General features: G+C 61.1%; 13 protein-coding genes, 3 tRNA genes and 1 pseudogene. 11 read left to right on the top strand and 6 right to left on the bottom strand.

Translation table 11 applies throughout. The annotated features are described in order from the left end of the window. Positions 1-234: 234 nt before the first annotated feature. Together H3V53_RS33595 and ompR are read right to left on the bottom strand one after the other, a co-directional pair. Positions 235-1,584, bottom strand: a complete 1,350-nt coding sequence (locus tag H3V53_RS33595; RefSeq protein ID WP_336601511.1) for an ATP-binding protein — start codon at positions 1,582-1,584, stop codon at positions 235-237. A gap of 43 nt (positions 1,585-1,627) precedes the next feature. After that, positions 1,628-2,362 (bottom strand): osmolarity response regulator transcription factor OmpR, encoded by a 735-nt coding sequence (gene ompR, locus H3V53_RS33590; protein ID WP_007585880.1) that lies wholly within the window; start codon positions 2,360-2,362, stop codon positions 1,628-1,630. A 229-nt stretch (positions 2,363-2,591) separates the two neighbouring features. Here ompR and H3V53_RS33585 point away from each other — a divergent pair, with 229 nt between their 5' ends. Together H3V53_RS33585 and H3V53_RS33580 are read left to right on the top strand one after the other, a co-directional pair. Continuing rightward, positions 2,592-2,930, top strand: a complete 339-nt coding sequence (locus H3V53_RS33585; protein WP_054927271.1) for a hypothetical protein — start codon at positions 2,592-2,594, stop codon at positions 2,928-2,930. Between the two features lie 66 nt (positions 2,931-2,996). Further along, positions 2,997-4,154 (top strand): DUF1501 domain-containing protein, encoded by a 1,158-nt coding sequence (locus H3V53_RS33580; RefSeq protein WP_336601510.1) that lies wholly within the window; start codon positions 2,997-2,999, stop codon positions 4,152-4,154. Between the two features lie 5 nt (positions 4,155-4,159). Here H3V53_RS33580 and H3V53_RS33575 read toward each other — a convergent pair. Then, positions 4,160-4,987: pseudogene (locus tag H3V53_RS33575) on the bottom strand (squalene/phytoene synthase family protein). Positions 4,988-5,276: 289 nt separating this feature from the next. Between H3V53_RS33575 and H3V53_RS33570 the strand changes: the two are divergent. Beyond that, positions 5,277-5,363: transfer RNA gene (locus H3V53_RS33570), tRNA-Leu, on the top strand. A gap of 183 nt (positions 5,364-5,546) precedes the next feature. Here H3V53_RS33570 and H3V53_RS33565 read toward each other — a convergent pair. The 3 genes from H3V53_RS33565 to H3V53_RS33555 all read right to left on the bottom strand — a co-directional run bounded on the left by H3V53_RS33565 (position 5,547) and on the right by H3V53_RS33555 (position 7,668). Further along, on the bottom strand, positions 5,547-5,684 hold the full coding sequence (locus H3V53_RS33565; RefSeq protein ID WP_336601509.1) for a hypothetical protein: 138 nt from the start codon (positions 5,682-5,684) through the stop codon (positions 5,547-5,549). Between the two features lie 319 nt (positions 5,685-6,003). Then, a complete protein-coding gene (locus H3V53_RS33560; RefSeq protein WP_054926755.1) occupies positions 6,004-6,459 on the bottom strand; it encodes a MarR family transcriptional regulator in 456 nt (151 codons plus the stop codon). 63 nt (positions 6,460-6,522) lie between these two features. Continuing rightward, positions 6,523-7,668 carry a glycerate kinase gene (locus H3V53_RS33555; protein ID WP_336601508.1) on the bottom strand — a complete coding sequence of 382 codons (1,146 nt, stop codon included), beginning with the start codon at positions 7,666-7,668 and terminating at the stop codon, positions 6,523-6,525. Positions 7,669-8,214: 546 nt separating this feature from the next. Here H3V53_RS33555 and tig point away from each other — a divergent pair. The 8 genes from tig (at position 8,215) to H3V53_RS33515 (ending at position 17,443) form a co-directional block, all read left to right on the top strand. After that, on the top strand, positions 8,215-9,561 hold the full coding sequence (gene tig, locus H3V53_RS33550; protein WP_336601507.1) for a trigger factor: 1,347 nt from the start codon (positions 8,215-8,217) through the stop codon (positions 9,559-9,561). Positions 9,562-9,753: 192 nt separating this feature from the next. Continuing rightward, entirely contained in the window at positions 9,754-10,413 is a 660-nt protein-coding gene (clpP, locus tag H3V53_RS33545; protein ID WP_336601506.1) for an ATP-dependent Clp endopeptidase proteolytic subunit ClpP, read from the top strand. A gap of 206 nt (positions 10,414-10,619) precedes the next feature. Beyond that, a complete protein-coding gene (gene clpX, locus H3V53_RS33540; RefSeq protein WP_054926668.1) occupies positions 10,620-11,891 on the top strand; it encodes an ATP-dependent Clp protease ATP-binding subunit ClpX in 1,272 nt (423 codons plus the stop codon). Between the two features lie 184 nt (positions 11,892-12,075). Further along, complete coding sequence (lon, locus tag H3V53_RS33535) at positions 12,076-14,493, top strand: endopeptidase La (protein ID WP_054926669.1); 2,418 nt, start codon at positions 12,076-12,078, stop codon at positions 14,491-14,493. A gap of 360 nt (positions 14,494-14,853) precedes the next feature. Beyond that, positions 14,854-15,126 carry an HU family DNA-binding protein gene (locus H3V53_RS33530; protein ID WP_007585907.1) on the top strand — a complete coding sequence of 91 codons (273 nt, stop codon included), beginning with the start codon at positions 14,854-14,856 and terminating at the stop codon, positions 15,124-15,126. A gap of 93 nt (positions 15,127-15,219) precedes the next feature. Further along, positions 15,220-15,295: transfer RNA gene (locus H3V53_RS33525), tRNA-Val, on the top strand. Positions 15,296-15,336: 41 nt separating this feature from the next. Then, positions 15,337-15,413, top strand: a tRNA-Asp gene (locus H3V53_RS33520). Positions 15,414-15,511: 98 nt separating this feature from the next. Next, a complete protein-coding gene (locus H3V53_RS33515; protein WP_336601505.1) occupies positions 15,512-17,443 on the top strand; it encodes a SurA N-terminal domain-containing protein in 1,932 nt (643 codons plus the stop codon). Positions 17,444-17,593 lie beyond the last annotated feature (150 nt).

Raw genomic sequence — 17,593 nt, 5'->3', positions numbered from 1 at the left:
AAACAACCCGCTCAAACTACCTGCTGGCCGTAACGAACGCGTTACACAAACAAAACTATAACTCTATTAATCAATCGAAGCAATAGTTTTTATCTAATGACGCGGATAGATTTTCTCGAAGACCCCCACAGTACAGTTTTAGAACGACCGTTTATGCGTAAAAACGAGGAAGACAATGCTCAAAAAAGCGGCATATGGAAATGATTACCTGGCACGCTGCCGCCTTTCGCCATGTCAGATGCTTTTGGCGAGCGGAAATTCGATCGTGACTTCCAGCCCCGGCAGCGGCGTGCGATTGCGCAGCCGCAGGGCGCCGCGATAGCGTCCGACGAGCCGCTGCACGATCGCCATGCCGAGCCCCGTGCCGTTGGCCTGCGTGCGCGCCGAATTCACCCGATAGAACGGACGGGTGACGAGTGCGAGCTGATCTTCCGGAATGCCCGGCCCCTCGTCGACTACCGAAAGCTCAACCCGCGAATGGGACACCCGCGTCTCGAGAATGACATGCGGAATACCGTCAGCTTCGGAAAGTCCGTATTTGCGCGCGTTCTCAATCAGATTGCCGACGACTCGCCGAATATCCGTCTCGTCTGCTTCGATCACTGCTGATGGAGCAAGCCGCGTGACCAGGCGCATACCATCTTCGCTCGACATACGCGCAGCCAGTTCTCCTGCGATCACGGAAAGATCGACAGGTTCCGGATTTCTCTGCACGGGACGCGCGTAGTCCAGGAAGCGTCCGATGATCATGTCCATCTGTTCGATGTCGTCGATCATCGCGTCTTTGGTGGCCTGATCCGAAGGGCTCATTTCCGTTTCAAGACGCAGGCGGGCAAGCGGCGTGCGCAGGTCGTGCGAAATGCCCGCGAGCATCAGCGCGCGATCCGCTTCGAGTTGTTCGAGATCCTGCACCATCTGGTTGAAGCTTCGGTTCGTTTCGGCGGCAACGCCCATGCCGCGCTCCGGCAGCTTCTCGGGCGCCTGGCCCGAACCGACCTTGCGCGCGGCCATTGCGAGGCGCGCGAACGGCCGGTTCACCAGACTCGTGATGAACGCCGCGCCGAATAGCGACAGCGCGAGCGCAAAGATGCCCCAGCCTGCCCATTGCAGGCCCGTCACACTATCGAGTTGATCGCGATCGAGAGCGACCCAATAGTCGTCGTCATCGATCTTGAAGCTGATCCACACGCCGGGAATATCGTTGACGGACTGCGCGATGATCGTTTCGTCGCCGAGGCGGCCGCGGATGTCGTGTTCGATCAGCCGGTTCAGCGATTCGTCGGGCTGTAGCTTGTACTTGTCGGTCGTTTCGCGCGGATACACGCGCACGCCCTCATTGCTTTCCAGATCCTGCAGCAGCGCGCGCCGCAGATCGGGATCGGAATAGAGGAGGGCGGTGCGCGTGAGCTTGACGATCGCGACAAGCTGCAACGCGACACGCTGCGCGCGCGGCTCGCGCTCGATCACGCGAAAACTCTGGAACCATGCGGCGAGGCTGACCGCGATCAGCAGCGCGATCAGCAGGAAGGTTCGCCAGAACAGGCCGCCGAACGCGAGCGTCAGGAGGCGCCGGTCGATCCGCATGCGACCTACTTATCGAAGAAGAGGGAGAACCTGAACGGCAAACTCAGGCGGCGCCGTCGGGAATGAATACGTACCCGAGACCCCAGACGGTCTGGATGAAACGCGGGCTGCCCGGGTCCGGCTCGATCAGCTTGCGCAAACGCGAAATCTGCACGTCGAGACTACGGTCGAACACTTCGTATTCACGGCCGCGCGCAAGTTCCATCAGCTTTTCGCGCGACAGAGGCTGACGCGGATGACGCGCGAACACCTTGAGCACGGAGAATTCGCCCGTCGTCAACGGAATTTCCTGACCGGCCTTCGTCAACGTGCGGGTGGCGAGATTCAGCGCGAACTCGCCAAACTCGAACACTTCCGATGTCTCCGACGGCGCACCCGGCAGTTCTGACGGCGACTGGCGTCGCAGCACGGCATGAATGCGCGCGACGAGTTCACGCGGATTGAACGGCTTGGGCAGATAGTCGTCGGCACCCATCTCGAGACCGACGATACGGTCGACATCCTCACCCTTGGCCGTCAGCATGATGATCGGCGTGCGATCGTTGCTGCCGCGCAGACGGCGGCAGATGGACAGACCGTCTTCGCCCGGCAGCATCAGGTCGAGTACTAGCAGATCGAAACGCTCGCGCACCCACAGCTTGTTCATCGAGGGCGCATTTTCAGCGACATAAACGTTGAAGCCCTGCTCGCCGAGGTAACGGCGCAGCAGATCGCGCAGACGCGGGTCGTCATCGACGACGAGGATTTTCGAAGGGTTTTTGGTTTCCATGGTCGGCATCTTAGCGCGATTAGAAAGAGGTGCGCGTTTGGGGTAATTATCACGTAACAGTCCGTTACAAAATTTACCCGGCCTGTGGCACGGCGTAAAGCCTTGGCGCTTACACTCCTTTACTGTTTGCGCCAGTTCGGTAGATACTTCACTCGAATAAAGCTCTTGCGCCCGGTTCCATACCGGAGTCATTACACGTATCTGAGGTTGCCGGTTGTCGCGCCACGAAGGGAACAAGATGAAGGGAGGGGTCTGGCCGAACATGCGCCTGAGCGTGATCGCCGTAGCAGTGGCGATCGTGTTTGCGAGCGCGCTGAGCCCGATCTCCGCCCATGCCGACCCCTCGACGGAACGCAACAACGCCGACACGCGCCCGCCCCAGCGTCCGCATACGCGCTCGGGCCGCCAGCCTCACAATCCCAACGCGGATCGCCCCGCATCCGACGCGATCATGCGCACCACTGCCGTGCCGCCCGATCTGGACCAGCGTCGTCGCGACGGACACATGACGCCCGAAGAGCGCCGTCTGTTGCGGCAGCATATCGAAGACGCCGTACGCGAACTGTACAAACGCTGACGCCGGGTGAGAGCAGTTCGCCGGCCGTCCTCGCCGGCGAACGTGTATTGATCCAGTGAGGCGCAGATGAAGCGACGCGAGTTTCTCTCAATGGCAGCGGCAGCGGGCGCTTCGCTAGCGATGCCGCGCGCGTTCGGTGCCGAGCATGCGAATGGCGGCCTCGCGTCGAAACTGGATGCGGGCGCAACGGCCGACGATTCCGGCAAGCTCCTCTTCCTGATCGAGCTGAAAGGCGGCAACGACGGGCTGAACACCGTCATCCCCTATGCCGATTCCACTTACTATGCGTTGCGCGAGCAGATCGCGATTCCGCGCAATCGCGTGCTTGCGCTCGACGCGTGCACGGCGCTGCATCCTTCGCTGAACGCTTTGCTGCCGTTGTGGCGGGATGGACAACTGGCCATCGTGCAGGGCGTGGGTTCCATGCGGGACGATTCGTCGCATTTCCGGTCGAGACAGATCTGGGATACCGCTTCGCGTGCCGATGTGTATCGACGCGACGGCTGGCTGACCCGTGCGCTCGATCAATGCACGCGAACAGGGCGAAACGTTGCGACGGCGTCGTTCGGCTGCGTGGAAGCCGGACCGTTCGTGCGCTCGACGCCCGAGCGCGCGACCGCCGATTCGCGGATGCAAGTCGATGATCCCGACGTCGCCGTCGCAGGATACGCCGACGACGATCCCGTATCGCGCGTTGAGTCTGATGCCGCCGGCTTGTCACGGATCGAGGCACCGACGTTTCGTGCGTCGATCGATAGGGCGCTGCGCACGGCTGTCGATAGTTCGCTGCGTCACGACCATGGAGCAATCCGCCTGACGCTCGACGGTTTTGACACGCACGGCAATCAGCCCGCGCGCCACGCCGCCTTGCTCGCTCAACTCGCCGACGGCTGCGCAATCCTGCGAGCCGAACTCGAGCGACGCGACCGATGGCGCGATACGCTCATCGTCACGTACTCGGAATTCGGCCGCTCGGCGCGCGAGAACGGCAAGCGAGGAACGGAACATGGCGGGGGCGCCGCACACTTCGTGGCGGGCGGACTCGTACGGGGCGGACTATACGGGCGCGCGCCCGATCTCGCGCGGATCGACGCCCACGGCAGGCTGCCCGTCGACATCGATTTCAGACGGCTCTACGCCACCGTGCTCGGCGCGTTCTGGAAACTCGATGTGAGGCGCGTCTTGCAGGACGACGTGGAGCCGCTCCCGCTGCTGCGTACCTGAGCGCCTCAGTGCCTGCGCGCCGCGCGCCACGCGACCCACAGCTTGCGGATGGGTGTGAGCGCAATGCGTTGATGCAGCACGTGATAGCCGTCGCGCTCGATCTCGTCGAGCAGCGCGAGCAGCGCGAGCAGCGCGCAACGTTCTCTGCGAGTGACGCTCGCCGACGGGCAGCGCATCGAGCGCACGGCGGATTGCATCGCGGGCGCGCGAGGTCTGAAAGCGCATCAGTTCGGTGAACGCGTCCGTGTATTTGCGGTTGATCAGGTCCGCGGCCGTCACGTTGTAGCGCTGCAATTCGTCGATGGGGATATAAATGCGGCCGTGGCGCGCGTCGTTGCCCAGTTCGACGACGATTTGCGCAAGCATCAGCGCCTCGCCGAGCGGCGCCGCCCACGATGCCGCCTGCGACGGATCGCGCGCGTCGCGCGCGCGACGACCGACGCGAAAGTGCCGCCCACGCCTGCCATATAGCGACGCAGATTCGGGTAGTCGAGGTAGCGCGCCTGGTCCAGGTCCATTTCGAACCCTGCGAGCATGGCCTGCAGCGCGGGATATTCCGCCTGCACGTCGGGCAGATGCGCGGCGAGCGCCCGCGACACGGGGTGCGTCGGCTCGCCGGCGGCGAGCGCCGCCGCTTCCTTTTGCCACCACGCGAGCTTCGTGCGGCCGACGGTCGGATCGGTGGTTTCCTTCACCGTGTCTTCGAACTCGCGCCGCAGGGCGAACAGCGCGGTGAGCAGCGGCTGCCGCGCGACGGGCGCCTGGCGAAGTGCATAGTACGAGCTCGAACCGGGAGGCGCCGCTTTTTGCAGGCAGTATTCGTCGAAATTCACGGGAATGGACTTGTGGGAAGCGGCCGCGCAAGGGTGCGCGCGAGGGACCGAAAATTGTAGCATCGACTGCATTCGACAGATGCAGACAAGCGCAGATCAATCGGTTAGAATCTCGCGCTTACGCTTTCGGACGTGCATTTCTATGTGGGCGTTCGCAGGTTTGGCGAGGCTGATCCAGGCGGTTCAGGTTTGCCCACGCGAATGACATGACGATGAAAACGCGGCGTCCGGCTGCCGGCGAGACATCGGGCGCTGCGTGCAGATTTAGCACGCTTGACGCTGCCCGGCTGCGAGGATGGCGAAATTGGTAGACGCACCAGGTTTAGGTCCTGACGCCCGCAAGGGTGTAGGGGTTCGAGTCCCCTTCCTCGCACCACCTCTTTGTATGGCTGCACGCAAACCCCGCCCGTCATTGACGCGCGGGGTTTTTGTTTTGAACCACGATCCAATGCCATTGTGTGATCGCGCATCCAGGTTGCGGCCGCGCGAAAACTGACACGCACAAAAAACCCCGCACGAAGGCGGGGCTCGCTCCATCACGCCGGAGATTGACCGCTGCTTAGTGGCAGCGCTTTTCCCAGTGGTGATGCACGCGCACTTTGTGGCACTCGGGGTGATGATGCTCGTTCGCGAATGCCGACGACATGCTCACGAAACCAGCGGCAACGGCGATCAGTGCCAGAACAACCTTCTTCATATTTGATCCTTGAAGTCAGAGAGAAAGCGAGCGGCGATCGTAGCAAGCCAGCATTACGATTTGCTTGTGCGGGGGCGTCTAATACCGTCGATTGCGCTGTAAAACGGGATGCGCCGCGATCGTCCATCTGGTTGTGCGTGCAACGAGATTTGGAAGCAGAAAATCGCGAGTCGCGGCGCCTTCGTATCGCCGCTCACGTGGATGACTCGCTGACGCGCGAGGCAACTTGTGAATGAGCGCTTAAGGAATTAGGCAACGACGGTACGCGCGGCGCGCGTCAGGCGCCGTTGATCGATCGACCCGGCCCCGTCAGGTCTGCCTATTCTGCGTTGCGCGCGATCGCGTTTTCGATCACTTTATCGAGCGCCTGGCTGAGCGCCGATCTCTCGCGATCGTCGAGACAATCGAACAGATCGGTGTTCCACCTGCGCGCGATGGGCATGATCTTGCGATAGAGCGCGCGGCCTTCCGTGGTCAACGATACGAGCACCACGCGGCCATCTTCGGCGCTTGCTTCGCGTTGCACGAGGCCTTGTCTGATCAACGCTTCCGCGGCGCGGCTCGCCTGACTTTTGTCCAGGTTCGCATGGCGCGCGAGGTCCATGATCGAGAACGGCCCGAACGATCCGACCGATGCAATCACGCGCGCTTCAGGCAGCGTCACGTCCAGCTTGGCCATATACCGTTCGCTGATGCCCCGCTCGGAAAGTTTGTTCAGCACGTGCAGACGATACGTCAGAAACTGTTCGAGTCCGGCTTTGTCGGAGGCCTTCATGGTCTTCCTGTTGTGAGTGGATGCAGGTCCGCGTTGTGATTGTTGCTGCATCCGCTCGCGCGGTCAACGCGGGCCGTACCTGAGTCGTGTCATCTGCTCGGCTTCGTTCGCGAGCAACGTGGCGGCGTCGCGAATCGCGACTTCGAGCGTGATGGGACCCGGCGCTGGAGAGAAGCATCCACTGAAATGCTCCGCGAGCTTCGGCAGCGCGGACGGGTCCACGGCACCGGAAAGCAGCGTGGCAGGAACGCCTGCCGCACGCGCATGCTGGCAAGCGATGAAGGGCGCCTTGCCATGCAGCGTTTGCACGTCGGAGCGGCCTTCGCCCGTGATCAGCCAGTTCGCGTCTTCGAGCGCGGCGTCGAGTCCGATTTCGCGCGCAATCACTTCGGCGCCTGGCTCGAACTCGGCGCCGAGCATGTGCAGCGCGAAGCCGAGGCCGCCTGCCGCGCCCGCGCCTCGCTCGTTGCGTGCAGCGCGATTCAGCGCCGGCTCGACGAGGTCGGCGAAGCGGGCGAGGGCGGCATCGATGGTCGCGATCTGTTCCGGCGTCACGCCTTTCTGCGGACCAAAAATAGCTGTTGCGCCGTGATCGCCCGTCAGCGGGTTGTCCACGTCCGACATGCCGACAAACGTCGTTTCGCGCAGACGCGCATCGAGGCCCGAGGCATCGACGCGCGCCAGGTGTGCGAGCTGCTCGGGCGTCGCGTCGAGTTCTCGTCCTTGGGCGTCGAGCAGCTTGAGGCCGAGGCCGGCGAGAAGACCCGCGCCGCCGTCATTCGTGCTGCTGCCGCCCAGCGCGACGAAGAAACGCCGCACACCCGCGTCGAGCAGCGAGCGGATCGCTTCGCCCATGCCGCGCGTGCTGCGCTTTTCGACGGGCACGCCCATGCCGACCGGGTCCGTGATGCCGACGATCTCCGCGGTTTCGAGAATTGCGCTGCCGTCTGCGAGCAGTCCTGTCGCCGCTTCGCGCGACGGACCTGCTGCGCCGCGCACCGTGACGACACGCCGCTCGCCGCCGCGGGTGAGCATGGCGTCGAGCGTGCCCTCGCCGCCGTCGGCCATTGCGCACACGCGAATGGTCGCGTCGGGCCGCGCGCGCAGGATGCCCGTCGCAATGGACTGCGCGACCTGCTCGGCGGACAGCGAGCCTTTGAATGAATCAGGGGCGATGACGACGATGGGCGCAGGCGACGTGTTCGGCATGGTGTCTCTGTTGATTTGGAATGGAAGGCGTCGACGGATGACGGCGATGCGGTGAAACGACAGCAACGCCTAGGCGCGTCAAAGCAGCGTATCAGGATGTGAGCAAGCTTATCAGCATGCGGCGCGCGACTGAATATAACGGAAGGTATAGGCAGAATTGACTTTGATTCACAGTCGAGCCCGGTTGCGGGCCGCGCCCGGCCCGGTTTTCACGCCTCGAAGCGAAGGCGAAACGATGCTGCCGCGCGGGCAGGAAATCGCCAGACTGCGTGCCAAACAGCGAATCCCGGCTGGGCGCGCAAATAGTTTGCTAAAATATTTGGCTCTCTGACCCAAACTGTGCTGCCGGCGGCCTCACAGCCTGCGGCGAGAGGCACGCGATCGATGTCACACGTGAGTGAGCGAAGCGAGCGGCGACCTGCGTCACAGCGCATGCAAACAGAGCATGCATGACGCGAAGTCCGTCGCAGAACGCAAAGCGGACATCGACAGGCGGCACAGACAAGATAACTGATTCGCTCGAATAATTTTAGGACGATTGAAGCCATGGCTAACGTTGTTGAAAACCTCGGCAAGCTCGAACGCCGCGTGACGATTTCCCTGCCGAAGGATGCCGTGCAGAAGGAAGTGGACGCGCGTATCCGTCAACTCGCGAAGAACGTGCGCATGCCGGGTTTCCGCCCGGGCAAGGTGCCGCTCAAGATGGTGACGCAGCAGTACTCGGGTCAAGTGGAAGCCGAAGTGCTGAGCGACAAGGTTGGCAAGGAATTCTTCGACATCAGCCGCGCGGAAAATCTGCGCGTCGCTGGCCAGCCGAGCTTCAGCCCGAAGACGGACGTAGCGGAAGGCGACTACGCGTTCGATGCAACGTTCGAGGTCTACCCGGAAGTGAAGCTGGGCGACGTCGCGACGGCTGAGATCGAGCGCACGAAGACCACCATCAGCGACGCTGAAATCGACCGCACGCTCGACATCCTGCGCAAGCAGCGCGTGCACTTTCACGCACGCGGCGAAGCCGGCGAGCACGGCGATGGCGGTGCCGACACGGCAGCGAAGGACGGCGACCGGGTGACGGTCGACTTCGTCGGCAAGATCGAAGGCGAAGCATTCCAGGGCGGCAGCGCGGACGACTTCGCGTTTGTCCTGGGTGAAGGCCGCATGCTGCCCGAATTCGAAAAGGCAGCGCTCGGCCTGAAGGTCGGCGAATCGAAGGAATTCGACCTGAACTTCCCCGAGGACTATCACGGCAAGGAAGTCGCGGGCAAGACGGCGCAGTTCACGATCACGATGAAGAAGATCGAGTGGCCGCATCTGCCGGAAATCGACGCCGAGTTCGCAAAGTCGCTCGGTATCGAAGATGGCGATCTGACGAAGATGCGCAATGAAATCAGGGACAACCTCGAACGCGAAGCGAAGCGCCGCACGCAGGCTGTCGTGAAGAACCAGGTGATGGACGCGCTGCTGAAGATTTCCGAACTCGACGTGCCGAAGGCGCTGATCGAGCAGGATCAGGAGCGCCTCGTCGAAATGGCGCGTCAGGATCTGGCGCAGCGTGGCGTGCCGAACGCAAAGGACGCACCCATTCCCGCCGAAATGTTCGCCGACCAGGCTGAACGCCGTGTCAAGCTGGGCCTCGTGCTGGCCGAACTCGTGAAGGCCAATGACCTGCAGGCAAAGCCGGAGCAGATCCGTGCCGAAGTCGACGAGTTCGCGAAGAGCTACGAAGACCCGAAGGAAGTCGTCCGCTGGTATTATTCGAACCAGCAGCGCCTTGCCGAGATGGAAGCGTATGTCGTTGAATCCAACGTCGTCGATTTCGTCCTGAGCAAGGCGAAGGTGACGGACAAGGAAGTGAGCTTCGAAGAGCTGGCAAGCGCTACGGCGCAGGCGTAAGCATCGCTGCAACGGCGTGCCGGCTGTCCAAGCGACGGCCCGTACGCCGTTTTTGCGTGCTGAGCAACTGTATCGGCGGTCGATTCATGCTAAAAGAATGCGTGTCGGCCGCTTCGGCACTTGAAGAAGCGCGTGGGCGTACCAACTTGTCCAGAACCGATTATCAGAACATTTCCTGACAAGGACCATTGCATGACCTTTCGCGCTCAAACGCTGGACACGTTGACCTCGCAGTCGTCCCGGGATCGGGATCTCGAAGCGCAAGCGCTCGGCCTTGTGCCGATCGTTGTCGAAACGAGCGGCCGCGGCGAACGTTCCTATGACATCTATTCGCGCCTGCTGAAGGAGCGCGTGGTGTTCCTGGTCGGCGAAGTGAACGATCAGACGGCGAATCTCGTGATTGCCCAGTTGCTGTTCCTCGAAAGCGAGAATCCGGACAAGGACATTAGCTTTTACATCAACAGCCCGGGCGGGTCGGTGTCAGCGGGTATGGCGATCTACGACACGATGCAGTTCATCAAGCCCGACGTATCGACGCTGTGCATGGGGCTCGCGGCCAGCATGGGCGCGTTTCTGCTGGCAGCGGGCGCGAAGGGCAAGCGGTTCGCGCTGCCCAATGCGCGCGTGATGATTCACCAGCCGTTGGGTGGCGCGCGCGGCCAGGCATCGGACATCGAGATTCAGGCACGTGAAATCCTGTACCTGAAAGACCGTCTGAACCATCTGCTGTCGCACCACACCGGTCAACCCGTCGAGCGCATCCAGCGCGATACGGACCGCGACAATTTCATGTCGGGCGACGACGCGCAGGCATACGGCCTGGTTGACCAGGTGCTCCACAAGCGCCCGTAAGCAATCGCTGAAACACGGCTGATCCGGCGCGCTTTTTCCTCAAATTGGGGGAAGAGCGCCGGCGCAAAACCTTGTGAAATAATAAGACCCGTCTGAACGCCTGCGGCAAACGCCGTCACAGCTTTGCGCATCCGTCCTGCCCCGTACTGAACCGGGTGGGCAAACGGCGTATCATGTCATTCGAGTGTCCGGAGGCTCACACATCTATGGCGGACAAAAAAGGTTCGAACAGCGAGAAGCTGTTGTATTGCTCGTTTTGCGGCAAAAGCCAGCATGAGGTCAAAAAACTGATTGCTGGCCCGTCGGTGTTCATCTGTGATGAATGTATCGACCTGTGCAACGAAATCATTCGCGACGAGGCAGCAGGCGCGGGTCTGGAAACAGGCCTGTCGAAGTCCGATCTGCCGAGTCCGCAGGAAATCCGTGAAATACTCGATCAATACGTGATCGGGCAAGAACGCGCGAAGAAAATTCTCGCCGTCGCGGTGTACAACCACTACAAGCGTCTTAAGCATCTCGACAAGAAGGACGACGTCGAGTTGTCGAAGAGCAACATCCTGCTGATCGGCCCGACGGGTTCCGGCAAGACGCTGCTCGCGCAGACGTTGGCGCGCCTTCTGAACGTCCCGTTCGTGATCGCCGACGCGACCACGCTGACGGAAGCCGGCTACGTCGGCGAGGACGTCGAAAATATCATCCAGAAGCTGCTGCAGAACTGCAACTATGAGGTTGACAAGGCGCAGCGCGGCATCGTCTATATCGATGAAATCGACAAGATCAGCCGCAAATCTGACAATCCGTCGATCACACGCGACGTGTCGGGCGAGGGCGTGCAGCAAGCACTGCTGAAGCTGGTCGAAGGCACGATGGCGTCGGTGCCGCCGCAAGGTGGCCGTAAGCATCCAAACCAGGATTTCATCCAGGTCGATACGACCAACATTCTGTTCATCTGCGGCGGCGCGTTCGACGGCCTGGAAAAGGTCATCGTCGACCGTACGGAGAAAACAGGGATCGGTTTTGGCGCGAGCGTCAAAAGCAAGCAGGACCGCGACGCGGGCGAGGTGCTGCGCGAAGTCGAGCCGGAAGATCTCATCAAATTCGGCCTGATTCCAGAACTGATCGGACGTCTTCCGGTCGTAGCGACGCTCGGCAAGTTGGATGAAGCTGCGCTGATGAAAATTCTCGTCGAGCCCAAGAACGCGCTCGTCAAGCAATATCACAAGCTGTTCAACATGGAACGCGTCGAACTGGAGATCCGTCCGGCGGCGCTGCAGGCGATTGCCCGCAAGGCAATCCGTCGGAAGACGGGCGCGCGCGGCCTGCGTTCGATTCTCGAACAGGCCTTGCTCGACGTCATGTACGAACTCCCGGCAATGAAGGGCGTGAGCAAAGTCATTATTGACGACAATGTCATTGATGGCGACGGAAAGCCGCTACTGATCTACGAAGACGCGCCGAAGGTCGCGGGTTCGAATTGATCGGCTTCCCGATTTTTGAAAAAAAGCCGTTCATGGCGACGTGAACGGCTTTTTTCGTTTATCGTGTCGTCAGGATGGACCGTTTTTCTGGAGTCACTGAACTTTTTCCCACACGCGGAGGCTTGCAATCTTTTTTGGCGGCCTCAACTATCGAACAAACTGATTCCACTCATGGGGAAATGAAATGTCAGGAACCCAACTCCTCCCGCCGGAACGCGTCACACTCCCGCTGCTCCCGCTGCGCGACGTAGTCGTTTTCCCGCACATGGTGATCCCGCTCTTCGTGGGTCGCCCAAAGTCGATCAAGGCGTTGGAAGCCGCGATGGAAGGCGGCAAGCACATCATGCTTGTCGCCCAGAAAACGGCGGCCAAAGACGAGCCGACCGAAAAGGACATGTACGAAGTTGGCTGTATCGCCAACATCCTGCAAATGCTGAAGCTGCCCGACGGCACCGTGAAGGTGTTGGTCGAAGGTCTGCAGCGCGCGAAGACGCTGTCGATCGAAGAGCAGGAAACGCAATTCTCGTGCGAAGTCATGCCGCTCGAGCCCGATCACGCCGACAGCGCTGAAACGGAAGCGCTGCGCCGTGCGATCGTCTCGCAGTTCGACCAGTACGTGAAGCTGAACAAGAAGATCCCGCCGGAAATTCTGACGTCGCTGTCGGGTATCGACGAAGCTGGCCGTCTGGCCGATACCATCGCCGCGCATCTGCCGCTCAAGCTCGACCAGAAGCAGCAGATCCTCGAAATGTTCCCGGTCATCGAGCGCCTCGAACATCTGCTCGCCCAGCTCGAAGCCGAAATCGACATCCTTCAGGTCGAAAAGCGCATCCGTGGGCGTGTGAAACGTCAGATGGAGAAGAGCCAGCGCGAGTACTACCTGAACGAGCAGGTCAAGGCGATCCAGAAGGAACTGGGCGAAGGCGAAGAGGGTGCCGATCTCGAAGAACTCGAGAAGCGCATCACGGCCGCGCGCATGCCGAAGGAAGCCAAGAAAAAGGCCGACGCCGAGCTGAAGAAGCTCAAGCTCATGTCGCCGATGTCGGCGGAAGCCACCGTCGTGCGCAATTACATCGACACGCTGATCGGCTTGCCGTGGCGCAAGAAGAGCAAGGTCAACAACGACTTGTCGAATGCCGAGCGCGTGCTCGACGAAGACCACTTTGGTCTCGAAAAGGTCAAGGAACGCATTCTCGAGTATCTCGCGGTGCAACAGCGCGTGGATAAGGTGAAGGCGCCGATCCTGTGCCTCGTTGGGCCTCCGGGCGTCGGCAAGACGTCGCTGGGCCAGTCGATTGCGCGCGCAACGAACCGCAAGTTCGTGCGTATGGCGCTGGGCGGTGTGCGTGACGAAGCCGAGATTCGCGGCCACCGTCGCACGTACATCGGTTCGATGCCGGGCAAGATCCTGCAGAGCCTGACCAAGGTCGGCGTGCGCAATCCGCTCTTCCTGCTCGACGAAGTCGACAAGATGGGTATGGATTTCCGCGGCGATCCGTCGTCGGCGCTGCTCGAAGTGCTCGATCCGGAACAGAACCATACGTTTGCCGACCACTACGTTGAAGTCGACTTCGACCTGTCCGACGTGATGTTCGTGGCGACGTCGAACTCGCTGAATATTCCGCCGCCGCTGCTCGACCGGATGGAAGTGATCCGTCTGTCGGGTTATACGGAAGACGAGAAGGTCAGCATCGCGCAACGCTATCTGCTGCCGAAGCAGAAGAAGAACAACGGCCTGAAGGCTGGCGAGATTGAAGTCACGGAAGCCGCAATCCGCGACATCATTCGCTACTACACGCGTGAGGCGGGCGTGCGTTCGCTCGAGCGTGAAGTGTCGAAGATCTGCCGCAAGGTCGTGAAGATGCTTCTGCTGAAGAAGGCGGATAACGCGGTGACGGTCGACGGCAACAACCTCGACACGTTCCTTGGCGTGCGCAAGTACGACTTCGGCCTGGCCGCGAAGGAAAACCAGATCGGTCAGGTTACGGGCCTCGCGTGGACGGAAGTCGGCGGCGATCTGCTGACGATCGAAGCGGCTGTGATGCCGGGCAAGGGCAACGTGATCCGCACGGGTTCGCTGGGCGACGTGATGAAGGAATCCGTCGAGGCGGCGCGCTCGGTGGTGCGTTCGCGTTCGCGCCGTCTCGGTATCAAGGACGAAGCGTTCGAGAAGCAGGACATCCACATCCACGTGCCGGAGGGCGCGACACCGAAGGACGGTCCGTCCGCTGGTATCGCGATGACGACGGCGCTGGTGTCGGTGCTCACGGGCATCCCCGTGCGCGCAGATGTCGCGATGACGGGCGAAATCACGCTGCGCGGTGAAGTGCTGCCGATCGGCGGGTTGAAGGAAAAGCTGCTGGCAGCGCATCGCGGCGGCATCAAGCTCGTGCTGATCCCGGAAGAAAACGTCAAGGATCTGACGGAGATTCCGGACAACGTGAAGAACGCGATCGAAATCGTGCCTGTGCGTTGGATCGACAAGGTACTGGAGCTGGCGTTGGAGCGCGCGCCGTCGCCGTTGCCTGAAGAAGAGCCGAAGGCGGCTGCGCCTGTCGGTGAATCGAAGGATGCCGGTGCGACCGACGTCGTCAAGCATTGATGATCCGGTGAGCGCTGCGAAGGCGCTCAGACATCGGTAAGCAAGAACCCGCGGCCTCGTCCGCGGGTTTTTTTTTGTGCATACACGCAAACGTTTGGGGACACCCATCGAACGGTGCAATCGGTTCGATACCAGGGACGTCAACAGCGAATGGCTGACTGGTTGTGTTTGCATCGATCGCTTTGCAAGATTTCGTCATCGCAAGCCGCTTGACGAGCGCCTCGGGTCGGGCGCAACCCCGCTTGACACAAGGGTTTCGGCCCATTCTAATGAGTGGCCGGCAAATTCTGCCGTGCCGTACATAACCGGGCGCCTCAGGCGCTTTCATGATTGCCCAAACTACACTCACGGGGGCTTCTAATGAATAAAACGGAATTGATCGATCACATCGCACAGCAAGCCGATATTTCAAAAGCGGCGGCGGGGCGTGCATTGGATGCGGTGATCGGCGGCGTCAAGGGTACGTTGAAAAAGGGTGGTTCGGTCACGTTGGTCGGCTTCGGCACGTTCGCCGTCGGTAAGCGCACGGCACGCACGGGCCGTAACCCGCGCACCGGCGCGGCAATCAAGATCAAGGCGGCCAAGGTTCCGAAATTTAGGCCTGGCAAAGCGCTCAAGGATGCGTTAAACTAATGGGCTCGCTGCTTGATGAGCGAGTCGGTGTGAATCGGCACCCATAGTCAGGCGGCAAGCAAGCATTAATCCAAGCAGTAACAATCTCGGAGCGGGTGCTTAGCTCAGTTGGTAGAGCGGCGCCCTTACAAGGCGTAGGTCGGGAGTTCGAGCCTCTCAGCACCCACCAGTTCCAGATTGAGTGACACGCCGCGGCGTATGCGGCAAAAGGGAGTGGTAGTTCAGTCGGTTAGAATACCGGCCTGTCACGCCGGGGGTCGCGGGTTCGAGTCCCGTCCACTCCGCCAGTATCCTAGAAAGGCGAACTCCGGTTCGCCTTTTTTATTGCCCGCTGTTGTACTATCGGGCGTTCCGTTTTTGGCATCCGAATACTGCCTCTTCAAGCATGCTCGATTTCTTCCGCAATCACCAACGTCTGATGATGTTCATGCTCATCCTGGTCATTCTGCCGGGCTTGGGCTTTGTGGGTATCCAGGGCTTCCGCGGTTTCTTTGACGAGAGCGCCAATGTCGCGAGCGTCAACGGACACAAGATCACGCGCGCCGAATACGACAATGCATGGCGTCAGCAGATGGACCGCGCGCGTCAGATGCTCGGCGCACAGTTCGACTCGAAGATGTTCGACACGCCGGCGCGCCGCAAGGAAATGCTCGATGGCCTGATCCAGCAGCGCGTGCTCGCCGACGAAACGCAGCGTCTGCATCTGACCGTCTCCGACGATGCGCTGCGCCGCGCGTTGATGGCCGACCCCGTGATCGGTTCGCTGAAGAATCCGGACGGTTCGATCGACCTGAACAAATACAAAGAACTCCTTGCGATGCAGGGCATGACGCCCGATCAGTATCAGGAGCAGGTTCGCTACAGCATGGCCATGCAGCAACTGCCTGCCGCAATCACGCGAACCGCGTTCACGCCGAAGTCGCTCGCGCAGCATCTGACGGAGCTCGCAGAGCAGCAGCGCGAGGTGCAAGGTCTTGCGTTCCGGGCGAAGGAATACGAATCGAAAGTGCAGCCGACGGATGCGCAAATCCAGGCGTACTACGACGCGCATCGCGACGACTTTGCGACGCCCGCCACGGCGACGATCCAATACCTGGTGCTGTCGCCCGCGACGCTTGCCGCCTCGGCGAACCCGAGCGATGCCGATCTGAAGAAGTACTACGACGACAACATCGCGCACTACCGCACCGCGGGTGAAGTGCGTGCAAGCCACATCTTGATCGTCGCGCCCAAGGACGCGAGCGCCGCCGACAAGGACAAGGCGAAGCAGAAGGCGCAGGACATCCTCGCGCAGGTCAAGGCGCATCCGGATCAGTTTGCGCAGATCGCGCAGCAGAATTCGCAAGACCCGGGTTCGGCATCGAAGGGTGGCGACCTGGGCTACTTCGGCCCGGGCATGATTGCTGGCGGCAAAGCGTTCGACGATGCCGTCTTCAAGATGAAGAAGGATGAGATCAGTGATTTGATCCAGTCGGACTTCGGCTATCACATCGTCAAGGTGACGGACGTGAAGCCGTCGGTGACCAAGCCGTTCGATGAGGTGAAAGACCCGATCGCGAAGGATCTCAAGACGCAGCTTGCCACCAAGGCATTCAGCGATGATTCAGAAGGCTTTACGTCGACGGTCTATGAACAGGCGAAGAGCCTGCAGCCGGCCGCGGACAAGTACAAGCTGCAGGTCCAGACGGCGACGGTTACGCCGCAGCCGAGCAGCGCGCTGCCAGCCGATAGCCCGCTGAACAATCCGAAATTCCTCGCGGCGGTATTCGCGAGCGATTCGGTCAAGGACCACAACAACACGCAGGCGATCGACGCCGGCAACAACACGCTGATCGCCGCGCACGTGACCGACTATAAGCCGGCGGCCGTGCCCGCGCTTGCCGCCGTCAAGGACGCCGTGCGCCAAAAGGTAGTTGCGCAGCAGGCGGCGGAGCTGGCGCGTAAGGAAGGCGAAGCGAAGCTGGCCGCGTTGCAGAAATCGAAATCGACGGATGGGTTCTCGTCCGCCTTGAAGGTTTCGCGTAACGATGCGCAGGGCGTGCCGCCCGCCGCGTTGAGCGCAATTTACAAGGTGGATGCGCAGAAATTGCCGGCGTACGTCGGCGTCGATCTGGGTGCGGACGGTTACGCAATCTATCGCGTGAACTCGGTCGTGCCGCCGGCGCCTGCCGACGCGCAACGCCTCGCGGGCGCGCAGCAGCAGGTCGCGTCGGTCAATGCGCAAGCCGAGGCTGAGGCTTATCTCGACGCAGTGCGCGCGCGCTCCAAGGTGAAGATGTTCGGCGCGCTCGATAATCCGCAGTCGGGCAGCGAGTAAGCGGCTCCTGTATACGACTATAAGCCGGAACAAAAAAAAGCCCCGCAGATGCGGTAATGCCGTTCAGTTAAGCACTGAACGGCATTTTTGCTTTTGACGCGGGAGGTGTTGTAAACGAGGCGCCGAGCTGTTAACTTTTCAGCGCGATGC

This window comes from Paraburkholderia bengalensis, assembly GCF_037126505.1.
Lineage (GTDB): Bacteria > Pseudomonadota > Gammaproteobacteria > Burkholderiales > Burkholderiaceae > Paraburkholderia > Paraburkholderia bengalensis.
The sequence above is the reverse complement of the archived record's forward strand: the minus strand, read 5'-3'. Positions and strand labels throughout refer to the sequence as shown.